Annotated in this window: 29 protein-coding genes and 1 pseudogene; 25 read left to right on the top strand and 5 right to left on the bottom strand. The window is 54.9% G+C overall.

The window, feature by feature from the left end:
- Positions 1–12 precede the first annotated feature (12 nt).
- Positions 13–906: a LysR family transcriptional regulator gene (locus tag BS640_RS04470; RefSeq protein WP_084912063.1), complete on the top strand. Its 894-nt coding sequence runs from the start codon at positions 13–15 to the stop codon at positions 904–906.
- Positions 907–930: 24 nt separating this feature from the next.
- Here the strand turns inward: BS640_RS04470 and BS640_RS04465 are convergent, their stop codons facing one another.
- Positions 931–1,260 (bottom strand): DMT family transporter, encoded by a 330-nt coding sequence (locus BS640_RS04465; RefSeq protein ID WP_017493326.1) that lies wholly within the window; start codon positions 1,258–1,260, stop codon positions 931–933.
- A gap of 358 nt (positions 1,261–1,618) precedes the next feature.
- Between BS640_RS04465 and BS640_RS04460 the strand changes: the two genes are divergently transcribed.
- Both BS640_RS04460 and BS640_RS22350 read left to right on the top strand, forming a co-directional pair.
- On the top strand, positions 1,619–2,830 hold the full coding sequence (locus tag BS640_RS04460; protein WP_084912062.1) for a multidrug effflux MFS transporter: 1,212 nt from the start codon (positions 1,619–1,621) through the stop codon (positions 2,828–2,830).
- A pseudogene (locus BS640_RS22350) lies at positions 2,823–2,979 on the top strand (DUF892 family protein); the annotation flags it as partial. The gene BS640_RS04460 and the pseudogene BS640_RS22350, both read left to right, overlap by 8 nt.
- 7 nt (positions 2,980–2,986) lie before the next feature.
- Here BS640_RS22350 and BS640_RS04455 read toward each other — a convergent pair.
- Entirely contained in the window at positions 2,987–3,634 is a 648-nt protein-coding gene (locus tag BS640_RS04455) for a GntR family transcriptional regulator (RefSeq protein ID WP_084912061.1), read from the bottom strand.
- A gap of 124 nt (positions 3,635–3,758) precedes the next feature.
- Between BS640_RS04455 and BS640_RS04450 the strand changes: the two genes are divergently transcribed.
- The 3 genes from BS640_RS04450 to BS640_RS04440 all read left to right on the top strand — a co-directional run bounded on the left by BS640_RS04450 (position 3,759) and on the right by BS640_RS04440 (position 5,797).
- Positions 3,759–4,232 carry an OsmC family protein gene (locus BS640_RS04450; RefSeq protein WP_017493323.1) on the top strand — a complete coding sequence of 158 codons (474 nt, stop codon included), beginning with the start codon at positions 3,759–3,761 and terminating at the stop codon, positions 4,230–4,232.
- Between the two features lie 60 nt (positions 4,233–4,292).
- The gene (locus BS640_RS04445; RefSeq protein ID WP_017493322.1) at positions 4,293–4,676 is read left to right on the top strand and encodes a VOC family protein; all 384 of its coding nucleotides are present in this window, start codon (positions 4,293–4,295) and stop codon (positions 4,674–4,676) included.
- Between the two features lie 80 nt (positions 4,677–4,756).
- Complete coding sequence (locus BS640_RS04440; RefSeq protein WP_084912060.1) at positions 4,757–5,797, top strand: S66 family peptidase; 1,041 nt, start codon at positions 4,757–4,759, stop codon at positions 5,795–5,797.
- 20 nt (positions 5,798–5,817) lie between these two features.
- Here the strand turns inward: BS640_RS04440 and BS640_RS04435 are convergent, their stop codons facing one another.
- Complete coding sequence (locus tag BS640_RS04435; protein ID WP_026110727.1) at positions 5,818–6,780, bottom strand: LysR family transcriptional regulator; 963 nt, start codon at positions 6,778–6,780, stop codon at positions 5,818–5,820.
- A 175-nt stretch (positions 6,781–6,955) separates the two neighbouring features.
- Between BS640_RS04435 and BS640_RS04430 the strand changes: the two genes are divergently transcribed.
- From BS640_RS04430 to BS640_RS04400, 7 genes are all read left to right on the top strand, one after another.
- Positions 6,956–8,419, top strand: a complete 1,464-nt coding sequence (locus BS640_RS04430) for an NAD(P)-binding domain-containing protein (RefSeq protein WP_084912059.1) — start codon at positions 6,956–6,958, stop codon at positions 8,417–8,419.
- Complete coding sequence (locus tag BS640_RS04425; RefSeq protein ID WP_017493318.1) at positions 8,416–8,898, top strand: carboxymuconolactone decarboxylase family protein; 483 nt, start codon at positions 8,416–8,418, stop codon at positions 8,896–8,898. Before BS640_RS04430 ends, BS640_RS04425 begins: the two co-directional genes overlap by 4 nt.
- The gene (locus tag BS640_RS04420) at positions 8,895–9,461 is read left to right on the top strand and encodes a peroxidase-related enzyme (protein ID WP_017493317.1); all 567 of its coding nucleotides are present in this window, start codon (positions 8,895–8,897) and stop codon (positions 9,459–9,461) included. The genes BS640_RS04425 and BS640_RS04420 overlap by 4 nt, the downstream gene beginning before the upstream one ends.
- 41 nt (positions 9,462–9,502) lie before the next feature.
- A complete protein-coding gene (locus BS640_RS04415) occupies positions 9,503–10,243 on the top strand; it encodes an amino acid ABC transporter ATP-binding protein (RefSeq protein WP_017493316.1) in 741 nt (246 codons plus the stop codon).
- Between the two features lie 50 nt (positions 10,244–10,293).
- Entirely contained in the window at positions 10,294–11,085 is a 792-nt protein-coding gene (locus BS640_RS04410) for a transporter substrate-binding domain-containing protein (protein ID WP_376783509.1), read from the top strand.
- A gap of 85 nt (positions 11,086–11,170) precedes the next feature.
- A complete protein-coding gene (locus tag BS640_RS04405) occupies positions 11,171–11,863 on the top strand; it encodes an ABC transporter permease subunit (RefSeq protein ID WP_017493314.1) in 693 nt (230 codons plus the stop codon).
- A gap of 20 nt (positions 11,864–11,883) precedes the next feature.
- A complete protein-coding gene (locus BS640_RS04400) occupies positions 11,884–12,576 on the top strand; it encodes an amino acid ABC transporter permease (protein WP_017493313.1) in 693 nt (230 codons plus the stop codon).
- A gap of 67 nt (positions 12,577–12,643) precedes the next feature.
- Here BS640_RS04400 and BS640_RS04395 read toward each other — a convergent pair whose 3' ends face one another.
- Positions 12,644–13,504: a pirin family protein gene (locus BS640_RS04395; protein WP_017493312.1), complete on the bottom strand. Its 861-nt coding sequence runs from the start codon at positions 13,502–13,504 to the stop codon at positions 12,644–12,646.
- A 234-nt stretch (positions 13,505–13,738) separates the two neighbouring features.
- Between BS640_RS04395 and nac the strand changes: the two genes are divergently transcribed.
- The 11 genes from nac to BS640_RS04340 all read left to right on the top strand — a co-directional run bounded on the left by nac (position 13,739) and on the right by BS640_RS04340 (position 22,934).
- The gene (nac, locus tag BS640_RS04390; protein WP_017493311.1) at positions 13,739–14,662 is read left to right on the top strand and encodes a nitrogen assimilation transcriptional regulator NAC; all 924 of its coding nucleotides are present in this window, start codon (positions 13,739–13,741) and stop codon (positions 14,660–14,662) included.
- A 119-nt stretch (positions 14,663–14,781) separates the two neighbouring features.
- A complete protein-coding gene (locus BS640_RS04385; protein WP_017493310.1) occupies positions 14,782–15,948 on the top strand; it encodes a pyridoxal phosphate-dependent aminotransferase in 1,167 nt (388 codons plus the stop codon).
- Positions 15,949–15,971: 23 nt separating this feature from the next.
- Complete coding sequence (gene pxpB, locus BS640_RS04380) at positions 15,972–16,643, top strand: 5-oxoprolinase subunit PxpB (protein ID WP_017493309.1); 672 nt, start codon at positions 15,972–15,974, stop codon at positions 16,641–16,643.
- Positions 16,640–17,602: a 5-oxoprolinase subunit C family protein gene (locus tag BS640_RS04375; RefSeq protein WP_084912057.1), complete on the top strand. Its 963-nt coding sequence runs from the start codon at positions 16,640–16,642 to the stop codon at positions 17,600–17,602. Before pxpB ends, BS640_RS04375 begins: the two co-directional genes overlap by 4 nt.
- Before the next feature lie 12 nt (positions 17,603–17,614).
- A complete protein-coding gene (locus BS640_RS04370; protein WP_017493307.1) occupies positions 17,615–18,055 on the top strand; it encodes a hypothetical protein in 441 nt (146 codons plus the stop codon).
- Entirely contained in the window at positions 18,037–18,819 is a 783-nt protein-coding gene (locus BS640_RS04365; protein WP_084912056.1) for a LamB/YcsF family protein, read from the top strand. Before BS640_RS04370 ends, BS640_RS04365 begins: the two co-directional genes overlap by 19 nt.
- Positions 18,820–18,993: 174 nt before the next feature.
- Entirely contained in the window at positions 18,994–19,743 is a 750-nt protein-coding gene (locus BS640_RS04360; RefSeq protein ID WP_017490787.1) for an SDR family oxidoreductase, read from the top strand.
- Between the two features lie 36 nt (positions 19,744–19,779).
- On the top strand, positions 19,780–20,490 hold the full coding sequence (locus BS640_RS04355; RefSeq protein WP_017490788.1) for an amino acid ABC transporter permease: 711 nt from the start codon (positions 19,780–19,782) through the stop codon (positions 20,488–20,490).
- Between the two features lie 6 nt (positions 20,491–20,496).
- The gene (locus BS640_RS04350) at positions 20,497–21,249 is read left to right on the top strand and encodes an amino acid ABC transporter permease (protein ID WP_017490789.1); all 753 of its coding nucleotides are present in this window, start codon (positions 20,497–20,499) and stop codon (positions 21,247–21,249) included.
- A gap of 9 nt (positions 21,250–21,258) precedes the next feature.
- Positions 21,259–21,996, top strand: a complete 738-nt coding sequence (locus BS640_RS04345) for an amino acid ABC transporter ATP-binding protein (RefSeq protein WP_017490790.1) — start codon at positions 21,259–21,261, stop codon at positions 21,994–21,996.
- A gap of 98 nt (positions 21,997–22,094) precedes the next feature.
- A complete protein-coding gene (locus BS640_RS04340; protein ID WP_017490791.1) occupies positions 22,095–22,934 on the top strand; it encodes an ABC transporter substrate-binding protein in 840 nt (279 codons plus the stop codon).
- A gap of 777 nt (positions 22,935–23,711) precedes the next feature.
- Here BS640_RS04340 and BS640_RS04330 read toward each other — a convergent pair.
- The gene (locus BS640_RS04330) at positions 23,712–24,248 is read right to left on the bottom strand and encodes a helix-turn-helix domain-containing protein (RefSeq protein ID WP_084912054.1); all 537 of its coding nucleotides are present in this window, start codon (positions 24,246–24,248) and stop codon (positions 23,712–23,714) included.
- Positions 24,249–24,364: 116 nt separating this feature from the next.
- Between BS640_RS04330 and BS640_RS04325 the strand changes: the two genes are divergently transcribed.
- A complete protein-coding gene (locus tag BS640_RS04325) occupies positions 24,365–25,213 on the top strand; it encodes an AraC family transcriptional regulator (protein WP_017490794.1) in 849 nt (282 codons plus the stop codon).
- Positions 25,214–25,245 lie beyond the last annotated feature (32 nt).

The raw sequence follows: 25,245 nt of genomic DNA, 5'->3' as shown, positions 1-25,245 counted from the left end.
CTAGGAGGGGGCATGGACCTTCGAAAACTCAAGTCGTTTACGGTGCTCGCGGAGACGCTGCACTTTGCCAGAGCCGCAGCGGAAGTGAACCTGACACAGCCTGCTTTAAGCAACCATATCAAGGCATTGGAAAAAGATTTAGGCATCCGACTGTTCGAGAGAAACCAGCGCAGCGTCAGCCTGACGATGGAAGGAAAGGTGCTTCTTGGCGATGTCCAGCATGCGGTAAATCAGCTTGTACTGCTGGAGAAGACCGCCAAACGTTTGGCGGCCGGTTACAAAGGGGTGTTAAGGCTGGGATATGTGGGGACGTCCGTGCTCGACCCAACGGTGATGAACATTATCCGCGAGTTTCGCCGCCGCTGTGCCGATATCGATATTATTCCCGTTGAAAGTGACGTTAATCGCCAGCTGCTGCTTCTCCAGCAGGGTCAACTAGACCTGGCTTTAGTGCGAAAACCGCTGCCGGTTTTTCGGGATCTGGCGCTGCTGGACCTGGTCAAAAACAAACTTTACGTCGTGTTGCCTGCGCATCATCCGTTGGCGAGCAAAAAGCGTATCAGCGTGGAGGATTTGGCCAACGAGCCGCTTATTTTGCAAGACGACCCGATGGGCGTGGGGCTGGGTGGCGCGGTGTATAATATCTTCCAGCGCAAGGGACTTTTGCCGCACAATACGCACCTGACCAAGGAAGTCAACGTGGCTATTGCACTGGTGGCAATGGGGATGGGTATTGCGGTGGTTCCCGACTCACAGCGTTCCCTGTTGATACAAGACGTCGTTTATCGGGAAATCGATGACGCTCAGGCAGTGACGCAGCTTTCACTATGCTGGCACAAAAAAATTAAGAACCAGAGCGTAAAGCTGTTTGTTAAGCACGTCGAGGCCGGATTGGGCGCCGAATAAGCGTTCCCAGAGGCGGGCTGGCGCTTAGTGTCCTGCCGTTTTGGACAGCAGATTAATCATGAGCACGCCTGCGACAATCATTACCATGCCTCCAATGGCATAAGCATCCAGTTTTTGGCCAAAGAAGATAAAGCCGGCGCAGGCGACCAGCACAATGCCCATTCCGGCCCAAATAGCATAGGCAATACCCACCGGCATCGACTTCAGCACCAGCGACAGCAGGATGAACGAAATAATATAGCCGACTACCACCGCGACGGAGGGGTATAAGCGAGTGAATCCTTCAGAGGCTTTTAACGAGCTGGTGGCGATCACTTCAGAGATAATGGCGATAAAAAGATAAATATAGGTCATAGCGTCGACCCCTGGCAGCGGTGTTTTGTGCAGGGAGTTCTCCAGTAAAATTTCATCATAAAAGAACAGGATAGCATTCCTTAAGGTGAAATGACGGCATCTGCATCAAGACTGTGGCCAAAAGCCGGGATATTACCGCCTCATCAAGGCAGGCAGCGCCCGTTTACGTTTTCAGCGCCAAGTGGCCTTAGCGCGCTGCGTCGTTACCAAACCCCTATTCCGCCGTCACGCCGCCGTCCATTAGGAAATCGCTACTGCTTATGAGGGCAGCTCATAAACCCTATGGATTTAAACCTGATTATTCATCGATTAAATGTCGATAAAATGCATCTCCTTATCAATAGCGAGAAGACGCGTAATGACCCCCTCTCCGATGAAAATACACCGTCATACTGTGAAAACCTCTGGACTGGCATTTGTTTTTATCCTCAGCGCATTAATGGCTTTCACCTCGTTATCCACCGATATTTACCTGCCTGCTATGCCTCTGATGGCCAAAGACTTACAGGCCGATGTTGAATTAACCATCACTGGTTTTTTAATCGGTTTCTGTATTGCCCAGCTTATCTGGGGACCCATCAGCGATCATTTTGGTCGTCGTAAACCGCTCTTTGTCGGAATAGCGCTGTTTATTATCGGCTCTGCGGGCTGTGCACTTTCTAAAGACATTTCACAGATTGTGTTTTGGCGCGTTTTTCAGGCGTTAGGTGCCTGTACCGGCCCTATGCTGGGGAGGGCCATGATCCGCGACCTGTTTAGCCGAACTCGGGCGGCGCAGATGCTCTCTACATTGATGGTAATCATGGCTATCGCGCCTATCGTTGGACCGCTATTGGGTGGGCAAATGATTGAAATGAGCTCGTGGCGTGCAATTTTTTGGCTGCTGGTCGTCATTGGCGCACTCATGTTCATGGCGTTAAACGGCTTACCGGAAACCTTGCCCGAAGAGAAACGGGTCAAGGCCTCCTTTTGTGGGGCCGTTCATAATTACTACGCCTTACTGACAAATAGCCGATACATGCGTTTTACCTTATGTCTCAGCGCCTATTATGCCGCCGCCTACGCCTTTATCACCGATTCACCTTTTGTCTATATCTCATTTTTCGGCGTAAAGCCGCAGTATTACGGCTGGCTTTTTGCGCTCAATATTGTCGGACTGATGGCAATGAGTATGATTAACCGTCGGCTGGTACAACGTCACTCACTTGAGTGGCTGCTTAAGTGCGCAGTTTCTGGGGCCGCCATCGCTGCGCTGGTGCTGGCTTTTGGGGTAAAACTCCAGGTAGGCGGCATTTTTCTTATTGCGGCCGCTGTTCTGGTGTTTTTCTCTATGAACGGCGTGATAGCGGCGACGTCAGCCGCGGCCGCGCTCGACGCGGTGCCTAATATTGCAGGATCTGCGTCGGCATTAATGGGTGCCTTGCAGTACGGCAGTGGGATCGTCTCATCATTATTGCTCGCGCTGATGCACGATGGCACGCCCTGGACGATGGCCTGGATAATAGCCCTGTTTACCGTCATCAGCGCGGTTATTGCGTTAACCACCAAAACTGACGTGGGCGATGATTAACCTCAAGGGATTATTTATTCATTCCTTGTCAGATATTTTTTTGCTGAAAAGCAATTAACCAAGGCGCTGCCAAAATGGCGCGTGCGGCCACCGGCGTCAATTTAATTGAGGCCTTCAAATCGCACCTCGAAGAAACTCAAGGTCAGATAGGTTGGCTCAATCCTGCCTGTCGGCGAGGATGCCGAGAACAATCAGTTTTGCGGACTCGATATGTCTCACCGTGGCTTCACGCGCCAGAGCCGGGTCGCCGTTTTTGCAGGCCTGCAAAATGGCATTATGTTCGTGTTGAAACGCAGGGGTATCTTCTAAAAGCCGAAGTTGCAGGCGTTCGTACCTTTCTATCTGCGCGCATAATTCTGCTATGAGCCGCAGTTGTCTGGCATTGCGGCATCCGCGATAAAGAATTTGGTGAAACTCGCGGTTCAGCTCGCCCTGTTTTTGTGGCGTGGTGGCTTTCTCAAGCAGCCTGTGAGTCAATTCCGCTCTCGCCAGCACTTCGGCGTCCATATTGGCGACACTCTGATAAATCGCGTCGCCCTCGACCAAGACTCTCAGGCTATAAATCTCGTTTACGTCCTCGGCAGTGAGGGTTTTGACCACCGCACCACGATTGCGCTGAGTCTCGACAATGCCCTCGCGGACCAGTTGTTGAATCGCCTCGCGCAGGGGGATTCGGCTCACATCAAATTGTGAGGCAAGGTCGCGTTCGACCAGTCTTGCGCCTTCTGCCAGTTCACCGCTGTTGATCATCTTTCGAAGAGAGGCGGCTACCAGGTCTGCCGTTGAGTCGAGTTTTGTCTGCATTAATAAATGCTCCTAAATTTTGGAATAATGGTATACCATTTTGAAGTGGCCGACAATCAGACTCGATTGACGCGTCTCTAAGGCACTCCAAAATTCCGTTAATTTTCGTAAAGGAGCAGGAAACATGGCACGTCGTGAACATCACTATCAGGTTTCGGTTAAATGGACGGGTAACAAGGGAAAGGGCACGGCATCGTATAAGGCCTACGACCGCGATTATGTTATTCAGGCGTCCTCAAAACCCGAGATTGCAGGTTCCTCAGACCCGGCATTTTTAGGCGATGCCAAAAAATGGAATCCAGAAGACTTGCTGGTGGCATCGGTCTCAGCCTGCCATAAACTTTGGTATTTACACCTGTGTGCCGAAGCGGGAATTGTGGTACAAACCTATCTTGACCAGGCAGAAGGCACCATGGTCGAAGATAAAACCGGCCGTTTTGAATCCATTGTTCTCAAACCGCAAATTACAGTGGCCGCCGGTAACAATATTGAGCTGGCGCTGTCCCTGCACCATACAGCTCACGAATTATGCTATATCGCCAATTCGCTCAACTTCCCGGTACGCTGTGAGCCACAAATCACGCATAAAAATGAATGAGTCTGCATTAAGGGACGCGTCTTTAGGTTAAATAAATTTTACTCCTCTGAGGCTAACACTATGACGACGACGTCCACCGCCAGTCTCCAATCTTTTTCATTCGTGCTGGCTGTTCCAGACTTGAAGACCAGCGTGGCCTACTTTCGGGATGCGTTGGGATTTTCTCTGGCATGGCCTGAAGGCGGCGGATGGCAGCAGGTTCAGCGCGGCGGTGTGCGCATCATGCTGGGCCATTGCCCGGAGGCTATCAGGCCCTCTGCAACCGGCGATCACAGTTATTTTGGCTACCTGAACGTCGACGACGTTGACGCGCTTTATGATGAATTTACCGCCAACGGGGCCATTATTCTCCAGCCCCCGACGGACAGGCCGCACGGCATGCGTGAATTCACCGTCGCGACGCCCGATGGCCATCGAATGATGATTGGGCAGGAAGTGTATTGATCGCGTTATTGAAGGATTTCGGCATAGAGTCAAAATAGAATAGAGTGTCAGAAACTCCGTCACTGATAAGGATTCATTAGATGACCATTCGCTTTCCAAAGAAACTTTGCCCTGATGATGTCATTGCTATCACAGCACCTTCAATGGGGGTACCGGCGTCACTGCATACCCGTCTCGATCTGGCTATTGATGTGCTAAAAAGCAGAAAGTATCGGGTACTTGAAGGTCAATGTTTGCGGGCGGTCAATAAAAATAAAAGCGCGGTACGGACGTTGCGTGCCACGGAATTGAGTGATTTTCTTCTAAATGCGGAAATAAACGCCGTGATGCCGCCGTGGGGCGGTGAGCTGGCGATGGAGCTGCTCGAATTAATCGATTTTGAGGGGCTGGCGCAGGTTAAACCTAAATGGTTTTCTGGATTTTCTGACCTTAGCACGCTGCATTTCCCACTGACCCTTATTTGTGGGTGGGCGACCCTGCACGGCCCAAATCTAATGGAGCTAGGCTCCAAAGAGCGGGATGTCACCACGGAAGCCATCTGGTTGATTTTGGAGGGGGAGCGCGGTGAGGTCGTTGAGCAGTTTTCCTCTCCGGCTTATCAAACCGAGGGGAGTGACTGGCGTGAACAGCCAGACGCCGGATTTAACCTGACCCATAAAACCGAGTGGAAGCGCCTCGATGGCAGCACGTTGCCGATGGAGTTTAAGGGGCGTTTAATCGGTGGCTGCATCGAAACCATTTCTCGACTGGCGGGCACTCGATTTGGTGATGTGCCAAAATTTTGCGAGCAGCATAAGCAGGACGGCGTCATCCTCTATTTTGAAAATGCAGAGATGGCACCGTGCGAATTAACCCGCACGCTGTTGAGTCTGAAAATGCACGGCTGGTTTGACGGCGTTGCAGGCGTGTTGTTTGGCAGAAGCGCGGCACCGGCGGTGACCGACCCTACTTTGCAGAACTATCATGATGCGCTGGAATCGGCGCTCGGCGATTTATCGATTCCGGTGCTCTACGATGTTGATATCGGCCACGTTCCGCCGCAGCTTTCGCTGGTCAACGGGGCCATGGCCAAGGTCAGATACTTTGACAAAGGCGGCATGGTTGCACAGCTTTTAGAATAAGCGCATGCCGTGGCTCCGCGTTATTTTTCCTGATGCAGCGACTGCATAACGCGGGAGTGGGCATCGGCGTCGAGGCAGGTAAACTCTGGCAACATGCTTGCCGCCGCCTGCTTCAATGCCTCAACCAACGCGAGTACGCTTGGGCGCGGCGGTTTTGACTGAGGCGTCGTGACGCCGAAATAGTAGGGGATTTCCACGTCCAGCTCTCTAATCACCACTCCGGCAAGCGGCAAACCGTAGGCCGTAACCGGCTCCATTATCGCTACTCCTAATCCAGCACGAATACAGGCCAGAATATTGACCGACGAGTTGGTCTCAATCACCCCCGCTGGCTTAACCTTGGCCTTACGCAAAACCTGTTCATAGCGCCGACGAAGGCGATACGGGTTATAAGGTGTAATCAGCTTACGCGACGTCAAATCACCCAGTGATACCAGGCTCTTTTGCGCCAGCGGATCGTCTTCTTTGAGCGCTAACACGCAGCGCGATTGACCAATCCATTGAACCTGAACCCCCTGATGCTCTAGCGGCAGGCTACTTATCCCTAATTCGGCCTTGCCGGTAATAATGGCGTGCGCCGTTTGCTCGGCGGAGTCGCTGAGAATTTGCACCGAATCGTCGAGATTTACCCGCGCGAGCGCCGCTGGTAGCAGTCCCGAGGACATCGAGGGCGTAGCGGCTATCAGCAGCGGCGTTTTTTCTTCTTTCCAGATTTCATTGGCCCGCAGACGAATTTGTTGCAGCGACATGAGCGCTGTCTCGACGTATTCGTGCAGTCGTAACGCCTGCTCCGTGGGATGAATGCGCGGCCCGTTGCGTAAAAAAAGTGGATAACCGATGGCGGTTTCCAAATCTTGAATCAGTCGGGTGACGGCGGGTTGCGAACGCTGCAACACCTTGGCGGCTGCCGTCACGCTGCCGGATGAGATAACCGCAGAGAAGGCCTCCAGCTGGCGTAAATCCAGATCGTTGAGTGAGGTCATTTTCGGCATCCTTCAATCCTTATTTTTATTAGCGCCAATTTTAATTGCTTTTTTGGAATAAGCTAATTATTAATTAGTATTAAGAATACGCATACAAACTGAATCATAATGCGTTTTTAGCATAATTGATTATAAGTATTTCTTCTCTCTTCGCCAACAACCAGGGGTTTTGAATATGTCCGCACAGGTTGATAACAGATCCGGATTAGAGGCGCTGGAAAAGCGTCTGGCGGAAGACCTGTCTTTGCTGGAGCTGCCGGCCAAATCCTGGGTGCCCGAGCGGACCTACGAGGGCGCTGCCGTTCGCGACGTGGTGGTGATCGGTGCGGGAATGTGCGGACTAGCCGCCACGGCCAGGCTGGTGCTGGGCGGGATTAATAACGTCGTTGCCTATGACGCCGCCCCCGCAGGGCTTGAAGGCCCATGGGTGACATTTGCGCGTATGGAAACGCTGCGATCGCCGAAAAGCCTGCACGGCCCGGCACTCGGACTGCCACAACTCACGTTCCGCGCGTGGTTTACCGCCCAGTGGGGCGCGGAGGCCTGGGAATCGCTCGACAAAATTCCCAAAAATCAGTGGATGGAGTATCTGGTCTGGTATCGCCAGGTGCTGGATTTACCGGTGCGCAACAACGTACGCATGACCGGTATCCGTGCCGCAGGCTCTCTGATTGCGCTCGATCTTGAAGGTGCTGAAACAGGACGCGTCTATACGCGGCGTCTGGTGCTCGCCACCGGTCGCTCTGGACTGGGCGGTTTCGCCGTTCCCGATTTCCTGAAAGAAGTTGACCGTCAGTATTGGGCGCACTCCGCCGACGAGGTTGATTTCTCCTCGCTGGCGGGGAAACGCGTGGCGGTTATCGGTGCGGGCGCGTCGTCGATGGACAACGCTGCCACGGCGCTCGAAACCGGCGCGGCTTCGGTTGACCTGCTTATCCGCAGAAAAGAGATGCCGCGCATTAACAAGATGACCGGCATTGGCAGTCAGGGCGTGGTGCACGGCATGTATCAGCTGCCGGATGCCTGGAAATGGAAGTTTGTCGACTATACCGCCTCCACGCAGACCCCGCCGCCGCGCGCCTCGACGCTGCGCGTTTCTCGGCACGCCAACGCGCGTTTCCTGCTCGATTGCGGCATTGTTGCGGTGAAAGAACAGGGCGGAGAACTGCTGATTGAAACTACGCAGGGCCTGCTGCGCTACGACTTCCTGATTGCAGCAACCGGCTTCACCAATGACTTTGACGGTCGTCCGGAGTTTGCGGCAATCGCTCCCTTTATTCGCAGCTGGTCCGACGGCCGCTATACCCCGGAAATGGGCGCAGCGCGTGAGGGAATGCTCGCGTCGCCAGACCTTGGACCGGCGTTTGAGTTTCGTGAGCGAGAGCCCGGCACCTGTCCGATACTGGCGCACATACACTGTTTCAACGATGCCGCGATGCTGACGCACGGCAAGGTTTCAGGCGATATCCCGGCGGTCAGCGCCGGAGCCGATCGTCTGGTGCGTGGCATCACTGCCTCGCTGTTTGCCGAAGACGTCGACAGCCATTTCGCCAATCTGGTTGCCTACAGCACGCCAGAATTGCAGGGCGATGAATGGGTGGATTCAACCCCTTTACTCAACAAGGATAACGCACTGTGATCGATGCAGTAGACCAGGCCGCCGGTCTTTCACCGGACGACACACTTTTCAGCGCTAGAAGGTTTCGCCCAGAGTTTGTCGAGGGCGCGGAGCTATGCCGCCTGTCGGTGCTTCAACCGGACAATAATCAGGGGCTGGATGCTGATTTACGCCTTGCCCTGGCGCTGCGCATCGCGGCGCTGAACGCCGATAGCGCGTTGGTCGAACAATATCGCGCACAGCTTGATGCCCTGACGCCAGCGCCTGAACTGCTGGCGTTAGCGGCAGGGGAAACGCCGCACGCCGAGCCGCTGGCAACACTCGCCCGCCATGCCGACAAGATTACGCTGACCCCGAGCGAGGCAGTGGAGAGTGATATCACGCGCCTGACCGCGGTCGGACTGAGCACGCCGCAGATTGTCGCGCTTTCTGAGCTGATCGCCTTCGTTAATTTCCAGTCCAAGGTTGCTACCGGTCTACGTCTGATGAGGTCCGCATGATCCCTTCCGTTAGCCTGAAACCCCTGACCTGGCATCCCTATCTTCCTCCTTTGGAGGTGGCAGAGGCCTCGCCGGCACAGTTAGCGGCGATGCAGGTGACGCCGTCGAACAAAAAGATCTCTGAATACGTGCGCACGCTGGCACACGATCCCGAGAGCTATGTTGCGCGCACCGTGCTGTTTAACGCCATTATGTACGTTGAAGGCGGCCTTGCGCATCAGGACAGAGAGCTGGGCGCGTTGGGCGCATCGATAGTCAACGGCTGCAAGTTCTGCGCGGTGGTTCACGCGCGTCGCCACGCCAATTTGGCCAAGAGCGATGACGTGGTGAGCGCGCTCTATTTTGACCAGCCTGCGCTCCTCGGTGAGCGCGATGCGGCTATTTATCGCTTTGCCCGTCGACTTTCGGCGGTGCCGTCAGAGGCGACGCCGGAAGACGTTGCGGCACTGCGCGCCGTAGGGTTGGACGAGCACGAGATTATTGACCTGATCCACGCTATCTCAATCTTTGGCTGGGCAAACCGCCTGATGCACGTTCTGGGGCATGCCGACAGCGGCAAATGATGCGCTACGACGTCAACGCACTCGAAAGGAACTAATCCTCAATGCTTGAACTTGAAAATATAAAGCTTTCCTATGGCAGCTCGCAGATTCTTAACGGCGTAAACCTTTCGGTAAAACGCGGTGACGTTGTGTCAATTATCGGCCCGAGCGGAACCGGCAAAACTACGCTATTGCGCTGCATCAATTATCTGGCTAAGCCTTCCTCCGGCAGCATCGCCTTTGACGATATTCGCATGAGTTATCAGTCGGTAGACAAGCGCGCAGTGCAGGCGATTCGCTTGCGTACCGCCATGGTGTTCCAGCAGTTTAACGTCTTCAAGAATATGACGGTGATTCAGAATGTGATGGATCCCTTGGTCGTGGTGCAGCGCAAATCGGCGGACGAAGCGCGCAAAATTGCCCTGGAAGAGCTGGAACGCGTCGGGCTGTCGGCCAAAATTGACCACTATCCGTCACAGCTTTCCGGCGGACAGCTCCAGCGCACCGGCATCGCCCGCGCGCTGGCGGTACGACCGGACGTTATCCTGTTTGACGAACCCACGTCGTCGCTCGACCCAGAGCTGGTGGGCGAGGTGCTCAAGGTGATTAAGGACGTGACCTCGTCCGGGATAACTTCACTGCTCGTGACTCACGAGATGCAGTTCGCCAAAAGCGTCTCGAATCGTATCGTCTTTATGGATAAAGGCGTCGTGGCCGCAGAAGGCAGCCCGAGCGAAATTTTCGATAATCCATCGAATCCACGGCTCGCACAGTTTCTCCGTTCTGAACACTCATTCTCATAATAAAAGGATAACAATAGATGCCTGCAATCAAATCAAGCCTTTACCGTCGTATGAGCCTCTCCGTGCTGGGCGGATTAGCGCTTGCTGTGTCCACCGTCAGCCACGCCGATACGGCGGTCAGAACGATTAAAGTCGCCACGGCGGCCGAATCGAAACCGCTTTCCTGGGGCGCTATCGGCGTCGAACCGCAGGGCTATGAGCCCGACCTGCTGCGAGCCATTAATGCCAAACTGCCGCAGTACAAGTTTGTTATGGAAGGCGCCGCAGAAATTGCTCAGGAGACCGGACTCGCGACCGGTAAATATGACATGGCGACCAGCGGCTTTTATATGGCACCGGCGCGCAACAAGCAGTTTCTGATCCCATCCAATCCGGAAGGGGCGAGCCTGATGAAAATTTACAGCCGTAAAGACAGCAATATCAACGACATGAAAGACCTGGTCGGCAAGAATATTGTGCCAGTGACCGCAGGCGGTGGCGTTTTCAAGTTTGTTAACCAATGGCAGCAGGAAAATCCGGGTTATAAGCTGAATATCAGCGCCTCCAGCGCCGGTGTTCCGTATCCGGATCGCCTGAAAGAGGTGCAGGGCGGCAAATATGACGCTCTGGTGTTGCCGTCAAATCTGGGTGAGCAGACCGTTATCGATAACCTGAAACTCGATATTAAAACCAGCGAACCGGTTGCCATCAATAACACCTACATCCTTATACACCGCTCTGACGAGAACAAAGTGCTGGCGGATGACGTGAATAAGGCGCTCAAAGAACTGAGAGATGACGGCACGATGAGCAAGCTGTCGCAGAAATGGTTCGGCGAAGACGTTGTTAAATACATCAAGTAAGGCGCACGCCCGCAACGAGGGTTCTGACGTCAGTGGTCAAGGCTGAAACTGGATTTAGGAGTGTTTAAACGTGGATCTTTCCACCATGATTCCCGAGCTACTCTCGGCTCTGCCGCTGACGTTAGCGATTATGTTTGTCGCGCTGGCCGCCGGCTTTTTGCTGGCGTTGCTGGCCACGACCCTGCGGGTACGTCGGGTGTGGGGTCTGAGCCCATTGGCTGACCTCTACGTTTCATACGCCCGCAGCGTGCCGGTGGTTCTACAGCTTTTCGTGGCATTTTACGGACTGCCAATGCTGCTCGGCCTGTTCGGTATCAAGGTTGATATTTCTCCGACCCTGGCCTCAATGGTTGGGCTTAGCCTGTATCACGGCGGTTATTTGTCTGAGGTGATGCGACCGGCGTACCTGGCGGTTGAGCGGGGTCAGCATGACGCGGCTGACAGTATGGGCTATACCCTGCGGCAGAAAATCGTGCGCATCGCCGGTCCGCAGGCGCTGCACATCGGGTTACCCGGCTACGGCAACGCCGTCATCTATCTGATTCATAACGTGGCATTGGTAATGTATATCGGTGCTGCCGACGTGATGGCAACCGCGCACCTGATCATGGAACGCTCCTATAACCAGTATCAGTTTGGCACTTATCTGGTGTTGGGCGTTATCTACTCGCTGCTGTGCCTGATTGCCTGGCTTATCGTGCGTTTCTTTGAGCTGCGTTTCTCAAAGTACACCTCGAAAACGGCACCGACCAAGATCAAGCTCAGCGCGAGCATCTGACAGAGAAAAGGTGATTAACTATGTTTGATATCGACGTTCTGATCCCGGACTTCTGGAGCATTCTGGACGCTGTACCCGCTACGCTCGCGATGGCGTTCACCATTTTTATTTTTTCGACGCTGGTGGGCGGTCTTTTTGCACTGGTTGAATACCGTCGTATTCCGGTATTGCGCGAGCTGGTGGTGGCGTACAAGGTTGCCTTCAAAGGCATCCCGATGGTGGTGATGATTTTTCTCGCCTACTACGGGCTGCCGACGGCGCTGGCCTTTACCGCGTCGCTGTTCGGAATAAAATTCAATCCCAACACCTTGCCAAACTGGGCGATTATTATTGTGGCGCTCACCGCCTGCGTGGCGGCGTTTCAGGCCGAGGTGGTGAAGGGGGCGTTGAACTCCTTTGATTCGGGTCAGTCTGACGCCGCCAACTCGCTGGGTTACAGCAGCGGCCAACTGTTTCGCCGGGTGCTGTTTCCGCAGGTGATCATTGCCGCTATCCCGGATTTGGCGAACTCTTTTATGGTTATCATGAAGGCGTTGTCGCTGGCGTTTGCGATAGAAGTGGTGGACATTTTTGCTCAGGCTCAACTGACGGCGGCGCTGAACTTCTATTACCTCGAAGCGTTCCTGATTGCCGTGGTGTTCTATATGGTGATTGCTTATGTAGTGACAAAAATTGCCGATAAGCTTGAGGCGATGCTGCGGATCAGAACCTGAGGGAAAGGGCGGAAAAGTCATCACTGCGCGTCTGCCTTCCGTTAACGAGAGGCAGACGCGTAATTTTCTAGCCGTCGAGTTTGACGTTAAACCTGCCGGCCTGATAGTCCAGAATGGCCTCGTTGATTTCCTGCGCGGTGTTCATCACGAACGGCCCGTGCGAAACAATTGGTTCGCGGATTTTGTCGGCGTGACCAAACAGTAATACCGCGTCTTCAATCGCTTCAATCGTTACGCTGTCGTCGGAATCATCCAGCTCAATCAAATGCCAGCTTTGAGCCTGCTGGTCACCGATTTGCAGTCGACCTTTCACGGTATATAAAAACACCTCGCGCGCGGCCGGAGCCTTCAGGGTGACCTTGCTGCCCGCCGCGAGTTGCACCGTCATCATAGTGACGCCGGTCAGCGTTTTAATCGGCCCCGTTACGCCCGCCACTTCCCCCGAAATAAGACTCACCGAGCCTTCTCCATGGCTTAGCGGGATCTGCGGAATGTCGGCCGCCTGCAACCCAACGTAGCTTGGCGCGGTCATTTTCAGCCGTGAAGGCAGATTGACCCACAGTTGCAGAATCTCCAGTTCGCCGCCCTGACGCTTGAAAGATTCTGGTGAAAGCTCGGAGTGAATCAGACCCGACCCTGCGGTCATCCACTGCACGCCGCCCGGACCAATGATGCTCTCATGGCCGCCGGTATCCTTGTGCGCCAGCTCGCCGCGCAGAATAAAGGTCACGGTTTCGAAGCCCCGGTGCGGGTGCGGGCCAAAGGGGAGACCCAGATTATCCGGGGCATAGACCTGAGGACCGTGATGGTTCAGAAACAGGAAGGGGTCAAGGTGCTCAAGTTCGGGGCCAGGAACCGGTCTGCGGGTTTGTAAATCACGGATGTCATCGCGAAATGCCTTGTACTGACGTTTTATGCGGCGGGTCATATGTTGCTCCAATACCTGCGGGGGGTTAATCCTAAATATAGCGAATATGCACCATCGCGGTGCGAAATCGTTTTATAACGCTTTGATTAAACGATTATGGCGGGTTCTTAAGGTTAATTCACCCCCGGTTAATCCATTGGTATTGCTTATGACCTGTAGATGTTCAAGTTTACAAAGCTTATGGCCTGAATCTTGCTTTATTGAAATCAGTACTCAGAAAAATCGAGGTCGGTCATGAATCTCAGACGTTTAAAGTATTACGTAAAAATCGTGGATATCGGCAGCCTGACGCAGGCCGCCGAGGTGCTGCACATTGCTCAACCGGCACTGAGCCAGCAGCTGGCGGCGCTGGAGGGAGAGCTTGATCAGCAGTTGCTCATCCGCACTAAGCGCGGCGTCACGCCGACCGAAGCAGGTAAAATTCTTTATAGCCATGCGCAAACCATTCTGCGCCAGTGTGAGCAGGCGCAAAGCGCGGTAGACAACGCCGGTTGCTCGCTCGGCGGCCAGGTTTCCGTCGGTCTCGCGCCCTCTACCGCCGCGTCGCTGCTGGCGATGCCACTGATTCAGGCCGTCAAGGCTCAGCATCCTGGCATCGTGCTGTATCTCAACGAGAATTTTGGTTCGCCGATGAGCGAGCAAATTATGAACGGGCGCATGGACATGGCGGTTATCTACGGCGATAGGCCGGTACACGGACTGTCATTCATCCCGCTTATGAAAGAGGACCTGTTTTTGGTCGGTTCGGCGCGAGTCCCGACGCCGGAGCCGACCATCGAACTTGTCGATGTCGTTAAACGTGACCTCTTTATGCCGCGTCCTTATAACGTGGTGCGCAGACTGGTTGACGAAACGCTGCAACGCGAGAAGCTGAAGGCGAATATCATCGCCGAAATCGAATCGCCGTCGACTCTCAACGCTGCGGTGCTCAATGGGCTGGGTGTCACCATTCTGCCTGAGTCTGCCGCGCGGGCGATGGCCGCCCAGCCGGGAGTCTGGCTGTCGCGCATCGCGTCGCCGGGCATTCAGGCACCGCTGTCGTTCTGTATGTCGGACCACCTTTCCCTGTCGCCTCCGGCGCAGGCGGTAAAAGACATTTTGCTGTCGTTGATGGTGAAGCGAACGCAGGATAACCGGCCACTGATGCTGGTTCACTGAGTGCCGATTCATTAATAAGAGACGCTTATTACCTCACAGGGAAACCCTCTTTCAGGCTGAGAAAACGACAGGATACAGTGGCCGTTACTATCAGATGAGTAGACTTGAGGGTTGACCCAATGCGTTCACAGCAGGATGAAATTGTAGATTTTACGGCCGCAGAAGCGGTACTTCGTATCGAAAGAACCTCGTTGCGCGTTCAGCAGCCCGCCACGACGCCAGAAATGGTTTCTTTGGCCGTGGGGGAGCCGGACTTTGCTACCCCGCCGCGCATCATCAAGGCTGCCGCCGACGCATTGGCCAACGGGTTGACCCACTATTCGCCGCAGCTAGGGGAAAAACCGCTGCTGTTGGCGCTGGCAAAATTAGTCTCTGCCCAGTCGGGCGCTGAAGTCGGCCCCGGTGAAATTCTGGTCACCCACGGCGGCACCGGTGGCCTGTCTGCGGCTATCCTGTCGATAGTTAATCCCGGTGACCGGGTGGTCATTCCCGACCCTACCTATTCCCTTTATGCCGACCTGGTCAACATGGCCGGCGGCGTCTGCGTGCCTGTACCTTGCAAGGAGAACCTGCATTGGGACCTCGCGGCGCTGGAGCAGGCAATGCAGGGCGCGCGGCTGTTCGTGTTCTGCAACCCGAGCAACCCGACCGGCATCGTTCACACCCGCGAAGAGATTGAGGCGCTGGGCGAGATTGTGAAAGCCAGCGATACGCTGGTGGTTGCCGATGAAGCCTACAGCGATTTGGTGTTTACCGACCAGCCATTCACCTCTGCGCTGGAGGTTGAAAGCTTCCGTGGCCGCACGCTGTATTGCCAAACCTTCTCCAAAAGCTATGCCATGACCGGCTGGCGCATCGGCTATCTGGCGGGACCGGCCAGGATGATCGCCGCCGCTGCGCGCGTACACAACTCGGTGAACAGCTCAGTCAATACCGCCGTACAGTACGCGGCGCTGACCGCTATCGAAGAGTGCGCTCAGGACGTGCGCGAGATGCATAAAGTCTACGCCGAACGTCGTGAACTGATGATTGCCGGTCTGAATGCCATTCCCGGCCTGACTCTCAGCAATCCCGAAGGGGCTTTCTACTGTTTCCCATCCTATTCAGCGCCTGTCTCGTCTGTGGAGATGGTCGGTATCCTACGCGGTTTCGGTATTGCGGTGCGTCCGGGCAGCGAGTTTGGTGCAGCCGGTGAGTCGCATATCCGCCTGTCTTACGCCGCCAGCAAAGAGCTGATCGCCGAAGGCCTCGAACGACTGAAGCGAGGACTGGCTTCACTGTCCTGATAACGGCACGGAGCGGAAAACCCATGATGTCTATAGAAACCTCAAAAGAACCGGTCGTGAGCGCATTGGGCACTCGCGCGATGCTGTTCGAGGCGCCCGGTGCGCTGGGGCTCGAAAACCAGCAGCGTATCTGGGCGCTGTCGAATCAGGTGCAGCAGTGGTCGCTGGTCGCAGAGGCGGTGCCGGGAATGAACAACCTGATGCTCACCTTTCACCAGCCGCCGCAGGCGCTTGAGCCGTTTTACGACGCGCTGCTCGCCGAGTGGCAGCGCGGTGAGACCCAGACTTTGCAGGGGCGCGTGGTTGAGCTACCGGTGTATTACGGCGGTGAGTACGGCCCGCATCTGTGCGACGTTGCCCAGCACACCGGGCTGAGTATTGCCGAGATAGTGCGGCGTCACGCCGAGCCGCTGTACCCGGTTTATGCGCTCGGCAGCCATCCCGGCTACTGCTATTTGGGTGGGATGGACCCGTCGATTGCCACACCGCGCCGCCAAACGCCGGTGTTGAGTATTCCGGGCGGTGCGGTGTCGATTGGCGGCGTACAGACCGGTGTTTCTGCTTCTGCCGGGCCGAGCGGCTGGAACACGATTGGCCACACCGAATTTGTCTTTTTTGATGCGACCGCCACTCCGCCGGTGACGCTTCGCCCCGGCGACAGCGTGCAATTTCGCATACAGAAGGTGCTGTCATGATTGAAATTGAAAAAACGACCGCACTGACCAGCGTTCAGGATCTGGGGCGCGAAGGTTGTCTCAACTACGGCGTAGGGCGTGCGGGGGCGATGGACTCTCTGGCGCTCCAGCTCGGCAATCTGCTGTTAGGCAATGCGCCGGGAGCGGCGGCGATTGAGATCCCGCTGTTTCCTTTTCGGGTGCGCTTTCTTGAAGATTGTGCCTTTGCGGTGAGCGGCAACGACGGCGATGTTCTGCTCGACGATCGCCTGCTGCCGCCCTGGTGGGTGGCGCAGGCCAAGGCCGGACAAACTCTGACCGTCAAGGCGTCGCGCTATTGCGCACGTGCGTATCTGCATCTGCCGGGCGGGATTGACGTGCCCGAAGTGCTGGGTTCGCGCAGCACACAGTTGCGCGGTGAATTTGGCGGCTTTCACGGTCGTGGACTGCATAAGGGCGATCGTCTGGCGGCGGCTGAGCCGCAGCGCAGGGTGAAAACCGACCTCGGCATTGCCTCGCCGTGGCTGCGTTTTGCCGACCTAAACGCCGAGGTTCAACCGGTACGCGTGTTGGCCGCCGGTGAGCATTTTGCTTATACCGCCGAGTCTCGCGCACGTTTCTGGCAGCAGGACTGGCGCATCACGCCGCAGAGCAACCGTTACGGTTACCGTCTGGAGGGCGAACCTTTGGTGGCGCTCGAAACAATGGAAATGCGTTCGCACGGCATTGTGCCCGGCGTGATTCAGGTGCCGCACAACGGCCAGCCAATCATTCAGATGAGTGATGCACAGCCCAGCGGTGGCTATCCGAAGTTCGCCACCGTGATTGAGGCTGACCTTTGGCTGCTGGGGCAAATTCCGCCGGGTCGCCGTATCCGCTTTGTGGAGTGTAATTTTGCGCAGGCGCGCGATGCGTGGCAGACACAGCAGGACTACATCCAGCAGGTGCGGAAACAAATTAAACAGCTTAACCGGGCTTAATCAGGGTGAACGATGATAGCGATTAACGAGATACGCCAGATAGCGCAAAAAATGCAGGCGTCTGGCCTTGGGAATATTGAAATCAGCGGTAAGGATTTTTCGCTGCGCCTGCGATGCACCGACGAGGAGTTATATCGTTGCCTGCCGCTCCCTAAAGAGGCCGCACCGGTCGCTATCAAAGCCGCCAAAAAAGGGCAGTTTTGGGCGACGCATCCGATGCAGGACAAAGCCCCGATCGCCAAGGGGGCCTGGGTCGAAGCCGGCGACTGTCTGGGATTCTTGCAGTTTGGTGACCTGTATCTGCCGGTTCGCAGTCCACTGGCGGGGGAAATAACCCGCCTCGCGGTGGCCAGCGGAGAGACGGTCGGGCGCGGAAGAGGGCTATTCATGCTGCGTCCAGCGCCAGAAAATCGGCCGATTGAAGAGGTGAAAGCATGCGATACATTGATTTAAACGCCGACCTCGGCGAAGGCTTTGGCGACTACCGTATCGCCGACGATGCCTCGCTGATGTCCATTATCAGCTCCGCCAATATCGCCTGCGGCTTTCACGCCGGTGACGCGAGCATCATGGCCGCCAGCGTCGCGCGCGCTAAACAACATGGCATCGATCTGGGGGCACACGTCGGTTTCCCTGACCTGCTCGGTTTTGGCCGTCGCCGGATGCAAATTGACACCGCAACGCTGGCGCAGTACGTGATTTATCAGCTCGGTGCTCTGGCGGGGTTCGCACGGGTGGCAGATTATCCGCTGACCCACATGAGCTTTCACGGTGCGTTGGGCAACATGGCGGCCGAGGACGAGGGGCTGGCGATGCCGCTACTGCGTGCGGTCCAGTCGTTTGACCCGAACTTGATTATTAGCACGACGGCGGGGAATGCCGTAGAGCACTGCGCGCGTGAATTGAAGATGAAGGTCGCCTGCACGCTGCTGGCCGACCGAGCCTATCACGCTAACGGCATGTTGGTGAATCGCGCCTTACCGGGGGCGGTTATCCACGGCGCCGAGCAGATAAGTGCGCGTATTCGGCAGTGGCTGACCGAGGGGACATTGACCAGCATTGAAGGCGAAAAAATCCCTCTCAACGTGTCGTCCATCCTGTTGCACGGCGATACCGAGGGCGCAGTCGCGTTGGCAAAACGGATAAGGGCCGAGATAGAGCAGACGCCGGGCTGTGAAATTCGAGCGATGTCGCGCCAGTTGCTGCGGGATGAATGATTTTTTCCGATAAATAACAATAGGATGAAGTGTAGCTTTGGGCTTCATAAGATGGCCTTATTACCACACACCCTTTATGTCTTATCCATTAAAGACATTACCCGATACAGTCGATTTAAGCCTGCAACGACCCGTATTACGGGCCTCTGCGGCACAATTTCAAGAGGAATGATAATGCCATTTTCAGATTATAAAACCGCGTTGGTGACCGGCGCATCGGCAGGGATGGGCGAGGCCATTGTTGAGCGCCTGTGCGAAGAAGGGCTGACCGTACACGCCGTGGCACGCCGTGAAAGTGAGCTGCTGGCCCTGGCCGAACGTACCGGTTGTATCCCGCACGTTATTGACGTCAGCGACGTGGCAGCGTTGACCCGCCTGTGCAGCGAGATTGAGGTTGACGTGCTGGTAAACAATGCGGGCATCTCTCACCCAGGTTCGATTGCCACCGCTAAAGAGGCGTATGTCGATGCACAGGTCGACGTCAACCTGCGCGCCGTGCTGCACCTCTGCCGCCTTACCGTGCCGGGGATGATGGCGCGTGACCGTGGGCATATCATCAATATCACCTCGATTGCGGCAATTTATAACTTCGGCGGCAACTCGATTTATCACGCGACCAAGGCGGGCGTGCACGCACTCTCGCGCCAGCTGCGCGTGGACTGCTGTGGCAAACGCGTTCGCGTAACCGAAATCTGTCCGGGACGCGTGGCCACCGACATCTTCGGCAACGTGTCCGGCGACAAAGAAGGGGCGAAAAAGCAGTTTATCGACGGCTTCGAGCTGCCGACCGCCAAAGACATCGCTGATACCGTGGCGTTCGCCGTGGCAATGCCTATCGCGGTCAATATCGGCAATATCGAAATTACCCCCACGCTACAGGTGCCGGGTGGGCTATCCACGCTGCGTCCCGGCGACGCGGGTTAAGCGTGGCGTTAGATTATTGGCTGACAGGGGGACGCAATGGCAGCAGTGAAAAACGGTTTTGATCTGGCTGCGGTAATGCAGGGCCAGTATGGCGACATGTTGGTGACCGGCATCGAGCTGACGCTCAAGCTGGCGATGGGATCTTGGCTGCTGGCCATGGTACTGGCGCTGCTGCTGGTGATTATCCGCCTGTCGGAGAAGCGTATCGCGGTGGCGTTGGTTAGCGTTTATGTCTCCTATCACCGCAACGTCCCTACGCTGATACAGCTGATGATGTGGTATTTCGCCATTCCCACGCTGCTGCCTGAGGCACTACAGGACTGGATAAACAATCAGAACGCCGAGTTTATCTTCTCGATGATGGCGCTGGGACTGTGTCAGGCGGCCTACTTCTCGGAGGATATCCGCAGCGGACTGCGCGCTATCCCGGCCGGACAGACTGAGGCCTCGCGGGCGTTGGGGATGAGCTACATCAAATCGATGCGGCTGATCATTTTACCCCAGGGAATGCGCAACGCACTGCCGTCGCTCATCAACCATACGGTGCTGCTGTTTAAGAATACCAGCCTGGCGATGGTTATCGGCGTCGCTGAACTGACCTATGTCACTCGCGAAATCGAAAACATGACCTTCAGGACGTTTGAAATTTATATGGTGGCCTCGGTGGTGTACCTGTTTTTCTCTCTGCTGTTAATGGGCGGCGGCGCATGGGTTGCCAAACGTTTTCAGCGCGCTATGGCGAGGTAAGAGGCGATGTCTGATTTCTTCAGCATTATTCATCAGTACTGGATGCTGTTTCTGGTGGGCCAGTATCCGCACGGCTCCCTTGGCGGGTTAGCGAATACGCTGCTGCTGTCGGTGGTTGCCATGCTGTTTGCCTTCCCGCTGGGGATTGTGCTGGCGATGGCGCGCATTTCGCCGTTCAAGGCTGTGCGCAGCGTGGCGGCAGTGTGGGTGTACGTGTTTCGCGGCGTTCCGCTGATGATGGTGGTGTTTTGGACCTACTTCTGCGTGCCGATGTTGCTGGGTCACGACATCAACGGTTTTGCGACCATGGCCTGTACGCTGGTGATTTATGAGAGCGCCTATATTGCCGAGATTGTGCGCGGGGGGATTCAGGCCCTGCCGTCGGGGCAGTACGAGGCCTCGCGTGCGCTGGGCATGAGTTATCTCAAGACCTTCCGGCTGATAATCTTGCCGCAGGCGCTTTATAACATGCTGCCGAGCCTGATCAGTCAGCTAGTTTCCATCATTAAAGACAGCACACTGGGTTACGTGATTAACGTGCAGGAGCTGACTTTTGCCGCCAATCAGGTCAGCAACCAGCTGTTGACCCAGCCTTTTCAGGTGTTCGCGATTGTGGCGCTTAGCTATTACGCGGTCTGTTTTAGTCTGACCTGGTTGGCAAACCGACTCGAAAAACGCATCGCCCGGCAACGTACTCGTCATCAAATGGCGCAGGCGGTTGCTCCCTCGGCAGCGTTAACCCCTGAAATTACGCAATAAGGAGCAGAGATGACCCCGCTTATTATGTTTAACCAGGTCAATAAATGGTATGGCGAATACCAGGCTCTGACTGATTTGAGTGCGGAAATCCGCAGTGGCGAAGTGGTGGTGGTCTGCGGCCCTTCCGGTTCAGGGAAATCCACCCTGATTCGAACGGTTAACCGGCTGGAGCCGATTCAGGACGGACAGATTCTGTTTGAAGGTCTGGATATCAACGGCAGCAGCACGCGGTTGAACCATCTGCGTACCCGCATCGGTTTCGTGTTCCAGAATTTCAACCTGTTCCCGCATATTTCGGTGCTGGAAAACGTGATGATTTCACCCATCAAGGTGCTCGGCGTGCGTCGCTATCAGGCACGCAAAGAGGCGATGGCGCTGCTCGAACGCGTCGGGCTGGCGCATAAGGCCGATGCCTATCCTTTACAGCTCTCCGGTGGCCAGCAGCAGCGAGTTGCTATCGCACGTGCGCTGGCGATGAAACCCCCGGTGATGCTGTTTGACGAACCGACCAGCGCGCTCGACCCTGAAATGGTCGGCGAAGTGCTGAGCGTGATGCGGGGGCTGGCGCAGGAAGGAATGACGATGATGTGTGTGACGCATGAGATGAATTTCGCACGTGAAGTGGCTGATACTATTTGGTTTATGGACGAGGGCAAGATCCTTGAAAAAGCGCCGCCGGAGCGATTCTTTACTCAGCCGGGACACGCGCGTGCACAGCGATTCTTGAGCGATTTACGCCAGCACTGATCCTTATCAGAGCATTTCAATCCATTTTTAGGCGGTATTTTTATTTAAAATTCGTGACGCTGTCACTTAATATTGAACATTATCGGGGTAGGTTACTTATGAAACTCAAAAGTCTTTCTTTGGCTCTATTGATAAGCCCGCTGGCGCTAAGCACCTTGACGGCACAGGCTGATATGCTGAGCGATATTCAGGCGCGCGGTCAGCTTAACTGCGGCGTGTATTCCGACGTACCGCCGTTTTCATCCCCGGACCCGCAGACGCGTCAGTTGGTGGGGATGGATGTCGACCTTTGTGGCGCACTCGCCAAACAGATGGGCCTGAAGTTGAATCTGATGCCGACCTCGGTCGAGGCGCGTATTCCGGTGTTAACTACCGGTCGCGTTGATGTGCTGATTGCTAACCTGGCCTATACCAAGACCCGCGCCTCGCAGATTCAGTTCAGCGACCCTTACTATGTTGCTAAAGAGATGCTGGTGGTCAAGGCGCCGAATGCCGGACAGCCGAAAAGCTTCTTTAAAGATAAACGCATCAGTGCGACCAAGGGAACCACCTCCGAGCAGTCAATTTATCTGGCGGGCGCCAAGGCGATCACCTTCCAGGATACTGCGTCGGCTTATCTTGCGCTACAGCAGAACAAGTCGGTCGGTTTTGTGACTAACACCATGACGGCGGTGAAGATGATCGATCAGGCGAAAAAGGGCGGCGTCGACTTGGCGATGACCTCGTTCCCGATGGCGCTTGAGCCCATCGGCGTGGGGATGAAGCAGGGCGAGCCAGCGCTGCTGGCCAAGGTCAATGAAAGCCTCAAAGCGATGGACGACCAGGGGGTGATCGACAAGATTTGGGATAAATGGATGGGTCCTAACACCTCTTACAAGATGGTACGCGAAGACAAGGTGCAGCCGTTGAGCGCGTTGAAGTTCCAACCCTTAGAGTAGGGGCTTTTGATTGCAAATGTTTTTTTTGGGTCAAGGGTGGGAGGCTGGCTGCTGGCCTGCCCAGCTTTTAAGGTTAACGTCAATGCGGTCCCTTCACTTTGCTCGAAAGCCAAATACGTCTTTCTCCCGTCGTTAAACCGAGCGTGGATTTGACCTCAAGGTTGCCGGTTTTTGTTTAAGAGGACTGTTGGCGGAATCGGGACTGTGACGGGTGAAGCGTGACGAGACGCGTTTGTCTCGTCACCGAGGCAGGGAATCGCGAAGCGGCGCGGCCTACGCCACGTGCGAAGCACCTGCCTTTGACCTAAAAGACCTAAACCCAGATCTTGACCTTAAAAGCAGGTCGAGGGCAGACGCCCCCAGTTCCGTACTTGTCAGATAGTATCGGCCCCATCCCCTCTATATCTTTATATCATTAAAACAAGCGCGGATTTAGCGGAATAATCTCCAGTTAACCCTCTGATTTTCTGCGCTTGTTTTTCCTAAAAAAATCATCGAAGACGGAAAGAGAAAATGAAGGCGACTTACATCGTTATGACAGCCGTTTTAGCGGCAGTGACTTTGTTATCAGGTTGTGGAGTGCATAATGTGCAGTTACAGCAGGACAGAGAGCGTTGCTCGCAGTATGGCTTCCAGTCGGGAACGAATTCTTTTGCTAAATGCATGCAGGACACCGCCATAGAACGCGATCGTATCTCAATGGTAGGGAGTCTGTTCTCTAAGATTAAACAATAAATATTTAAGATGGGGAGAAAGCAATTTTCTCCCCATCTTAAATTAGCAAGATTTTGAACTTACGCCGTCACTGCACGGTTTCCAGTGGGTCCAGACGGTTTTTTGACAGTGGTAACTCGGCGTACTGCTCTTTAGCCCCATCCATTCTAACTCCGGTTTTTCCTTCTCCGGCTCGCTCACGGCAACAGGCTGTATACTGGGTTGCTCATGCGCGGCTTCCAGCTCAATCTTCGGACACATACCATAGCTCGGCCAATGATCCAGACGACGATAAACCGCAGGTGTTGTTTTAAACTGCTTTTTAAACGTGCGGGTAAACGTCTGCTGAGAATCAAACTGATACTTATCGGCAATGCGTAATACAGAGTTTTGCGTCAGACGCAGTTCGGTCGCGGCCATCGTCAGACGACGTTGTCGTGTATAAGTCCCGAGTGTCTGGCCGGTAAAACTTTTAAACAGGCGTTGCAGGTGCCATTTTGAGTAGCCCGATTTCGCGGCAATGGTGTCTAATGTTAAGGACTGATCCAAGTTATGTTCAATCCAATCCAACAGTTCACTGACAATACTTTCGTGATACATATTTTGATTCCCCCGTTAAGGTAGCCATTTAGCCACTCCGAACGCTGGACTACAATGCGCAATTCAGCCATATTATTTATCAAATCGGCCAAATCTTAACGGAGTTTTAATAAACGATGCCAATTATTCAATGCCATCCCGGCGATTGTAATCGTGTTGCTATCGACGATATTGAGAGGCCGGTGATTGCGGTAGGTGCTTCGCGCACCAACGGTTCATGGGAAAAAGCCATGCATTGCCACCGTAAGGCACAGCTGATTTATACGCTCGAAGGTATCATCAGCTGTGAGCTGGAGCAGGGTGTTTGGGTCGTGCCTCCGCAGTGTGCGGTATGGATCCCGAGCGGATTAATGCACTCTGCACGCGGAACGGGCGTGAATCAGTGCTATAGCCTGTTTGTTGAACCCGACGCCAATCTTTCGTTACCGACCTCCTGCTGTACCTTGTCGGTGACGCCGCTACTGCGAGAACTCCTGCTGCACGCCGCGCACTTCCCGCTGCTTTACGATGAGCAGGGACCCGAAGGTAAGATAATCAACGTGTTGCTTGATCAGCTAACGGTGGCCGAAGTGGAAGACCTTTATCTGCCGCTGCCGCGAGACAATCGTCTGCGACAACTGACCGACGGCATGTTGCAAGACCCCGCCGACAAATCGACGTTGGCCGAATGGGCTGGGCGTATCGGCATGAGCGAGCGTAGTTTGAGCCGCACTTTTGTTAACCAGGTTGGCGTCAGCGTTCACCGTTGGCGTAAACAGCTGCATGTTATCCTCGCACTACAGAAACTCTCAGGCGGGGCGAGCGTGCAAACCGTCGCACTCGACTTAGGCTACGAAAGTGCCAGCAGTTTTGTGACCATGTTCCGCAAGGCGCAGGGGAAACCGCCAGCGCGCTATCTTTCCGACTGCGCCAACAGCCCCGATTTACCTATTCGTGGTTTCTCGCTGTCTGAAAATATGGCGTGATGTTTCCAAAATATTGTTAATTGTAATGACTG

The sequence above is a fragment of the Rouxiella badensis genome, from assembly GCF_002093665.1.
Classification (GTDB): Bacteria; Pseudomonadota; Gammaproteobacteria; order Enterobacterales; family Enterobacteriaceae; genus Rouxiella; species Rouxiella badensis.
Note: the sequence above shows the minus strand (reverse complement) of the source record. Positions and strands in the feature narration are given on the sequence as shown.

What these genes read in the sequence shown, in the direction of transcription:
- BS640_RS04470 (WP_084912063.1), top strand. Translation starts at nt 13, where the DNA reads ATGGACCTTCGAAAACTCAAGTCGTTTACGGTGCTCGCGGAGACGCTG.
- BS640_RS04465 (WP_017493326.1), bottom strand. Translation starts at nt 1,260, where the DNA reads ATGACCTATATTTATCTTTTTATCGCCATTATCTCTGAAGTGATCGCC.
- BS640_RS04460 (WP_084912062.1), top strand. Translation starts at nt 1,619, where the DNA reads ATGACCCCCTCTCCGATGAAAATACACCGTCATACTGTGAAAACCTCT.
- BS640_RS04455 (WP_084912061.1), bottom strand. Translation starts at nt 3,634, where the DNA reads ATGCAGACAAAACTCGACTCAACGGCAGACCTGGTAGCCGCCTCTCTT.
- BS640_RS04450 (WP_017493323.1), top strand. Translation starts at nt 3,759, where the DNA reads ATGGCACGTCGTGAACATCACTATCAGGTTTCGGTTAAATGGACGGGT.
- BS640_RS04445 (WP_017493322.1), top strand. Translation starts at nt 4,293, where the DNA reads ATGACGACGACGTCCACCGCCAGTCTCCAATCTTTTTCATTCGTGCTG.
- BS640_RS04440 (WP_084912060.1), top strand. Translation starts at nt 4,757, where the DNA reads ATGACCATTCGCTTTCCAAAGAAACTTTGCCCTGATGATGTCATTGCT.
- BS640_RS04435 (WP_026110727.1), bottom strand. Translation starts at nt 6,780, where the DNA reads ATGACCTCACTCAACGATCTGGATTTACGCCAGCTGGAGGCCTTCTCT.
- BS640_RS04430 (WP_084912059.1), top strand. Translation starts at nt 6,956, where the DNA reads ATGTCCGCACAGGTTGATAACAGATCCGGATTAGAGGCGCTGGAAAAG.
- BS640_RS04420 (WP_017493317.1), top strand. Translation starts at nt 8,895, where the DNA reads ATGATCCCTTCCGTTAGCCTGAAACCCCTGACCTGGCATCCCTATCTT.
- BS640_RS04415 (WP_017493316.1), top strand. Translation starts at nt 9,503, where the DNA reads ATGCTTGAACTTGAAAATATAAAGCTTTCCTATGGCAGCTCGCAGATT.
- BS640_RS04410 (WP_376783509.1), top strand. Translation starts at nt 10,294, where the DNA reads ATGAGCCTCTCCGTGCTGGGCGGATTAGCGCTTGCTGTGTCCACCGTC.
- BS640_RS04405 (WP_017493314.1), top strand. Translation starts at nt 11,171, where the DNA reads ATGATTCCCGAGCTACTCTCGGCTCTGCCGCTGACGTTAGCGATTATG.
- BS640_RS04400 (WP_017493313.1), top strand. Translation starts at nt 11,884, where the DNA reads ATGTTTGATATCGACGTTCTGATCCCGGACTTCTGGAGCATTCTGGAC.
- BS640_RS04395 (WP_017493312.1), bottom strand. Translation starts at nt 13,504, where the DNA reads ATGACCCGCCGCATAAAACGTCAGTACAAGGCATTTCGCGATGACATC.
- nac (WP_017493311.1), top strand. Translation starts at nt 13,739, where the DNA reads ATGAATCTCAGACGTTTAAAGTATTACGTAAAAATCGTGGATATCGGC.
- BS640_RS04385 (WP_017493310.1), top strand. Translation starts at nt 14,782, where the DNA reads ATGCGTTCACAGCAGGATGAAATTGTAGATTTTACGGCCGCAGAAGCG.
- pxpB (WP_017493309.1), top strand. Translation starts at nt 15,972, where the DNA reads ATGATGTCTATAGAAACCTCAAAAGAACCGGTCGTGAGCGCATTGGGC.
- BS640_RS04375 (WP_084912057.1), top strand. Translation starts at nt 16,640, where the DNA reads ATGATTGAAATTGAAAAAACGACCGCACTGACCAGCGTTCAGGATCTG.
- BS640_RS04370 (WP_017493307.1), top strand. Translation starts at nt 17,615, where the DNA reads ATGATAGCGATTAACGAGATACGCCAGATAGCGCAAAAAATGCAGGCG.
- BS640_RS04365 (WP_084912056.1), top strand. Translation starts at nt 18,037, where the DNA reads ATGCGATACATTGATTTAAACGCCGACCTCGGCGAAGGCTTTGGCGAC.
- BS640_RS04360 (WP_017490787.1), top strand. Translation starts at nt 18,994, where the DNA reads ATGCCATTTTCAGATTATAAAACCGCGTTGGTGACCGGCGCATCGGCA.
- BS640_RS04355 (WP_017490788.1), top strand. Translation starts at nt 19,780, where the DNA reads ATGGCAGCAGTGAAAAACGGTTTTGATCTGGCTGCGGTAATGCAGGGC.
- BS640_RS04350 (WP_017490789.1), top strand. Translation starts at nt 20,497, where the DNA reads ATGTCTGATTTCTTCAGCATTATTCATCAGTACTGGATGCTGTTTCTG.
- BS640_RS04345 (WP_017490790.1), top strand. Translation starts at nt 21,259, where the DNA reads ATGACCCCGCTTATTATGTTTAACCAGGTCAATAAATGGTATGGCGAA.
- BS640_RS04340 (WP_017490791.1), top strand. Translation starts at nt 22,095, where the DNA reads ATGAAACTCAAAAGTCTTTCTTTGGCTCTATTGATAAGCCCGCTGGCG.
- BS640_RS04330 (WP_084912054.1), bottom strand. Translation starts at nt 24,248, where the DNA reads ATGTATCACGAAAGTATTGTCAGTGAACTGTTGGATTGGATTGAACAT.
- BS640_RS04325 (WP_017490794.1), top strand. Translation starts at nt 24,365, where the DNA reads ATGCCAATTATTCAATGCCATCCCGGCGATTGTAATCGTGTTGCTATC.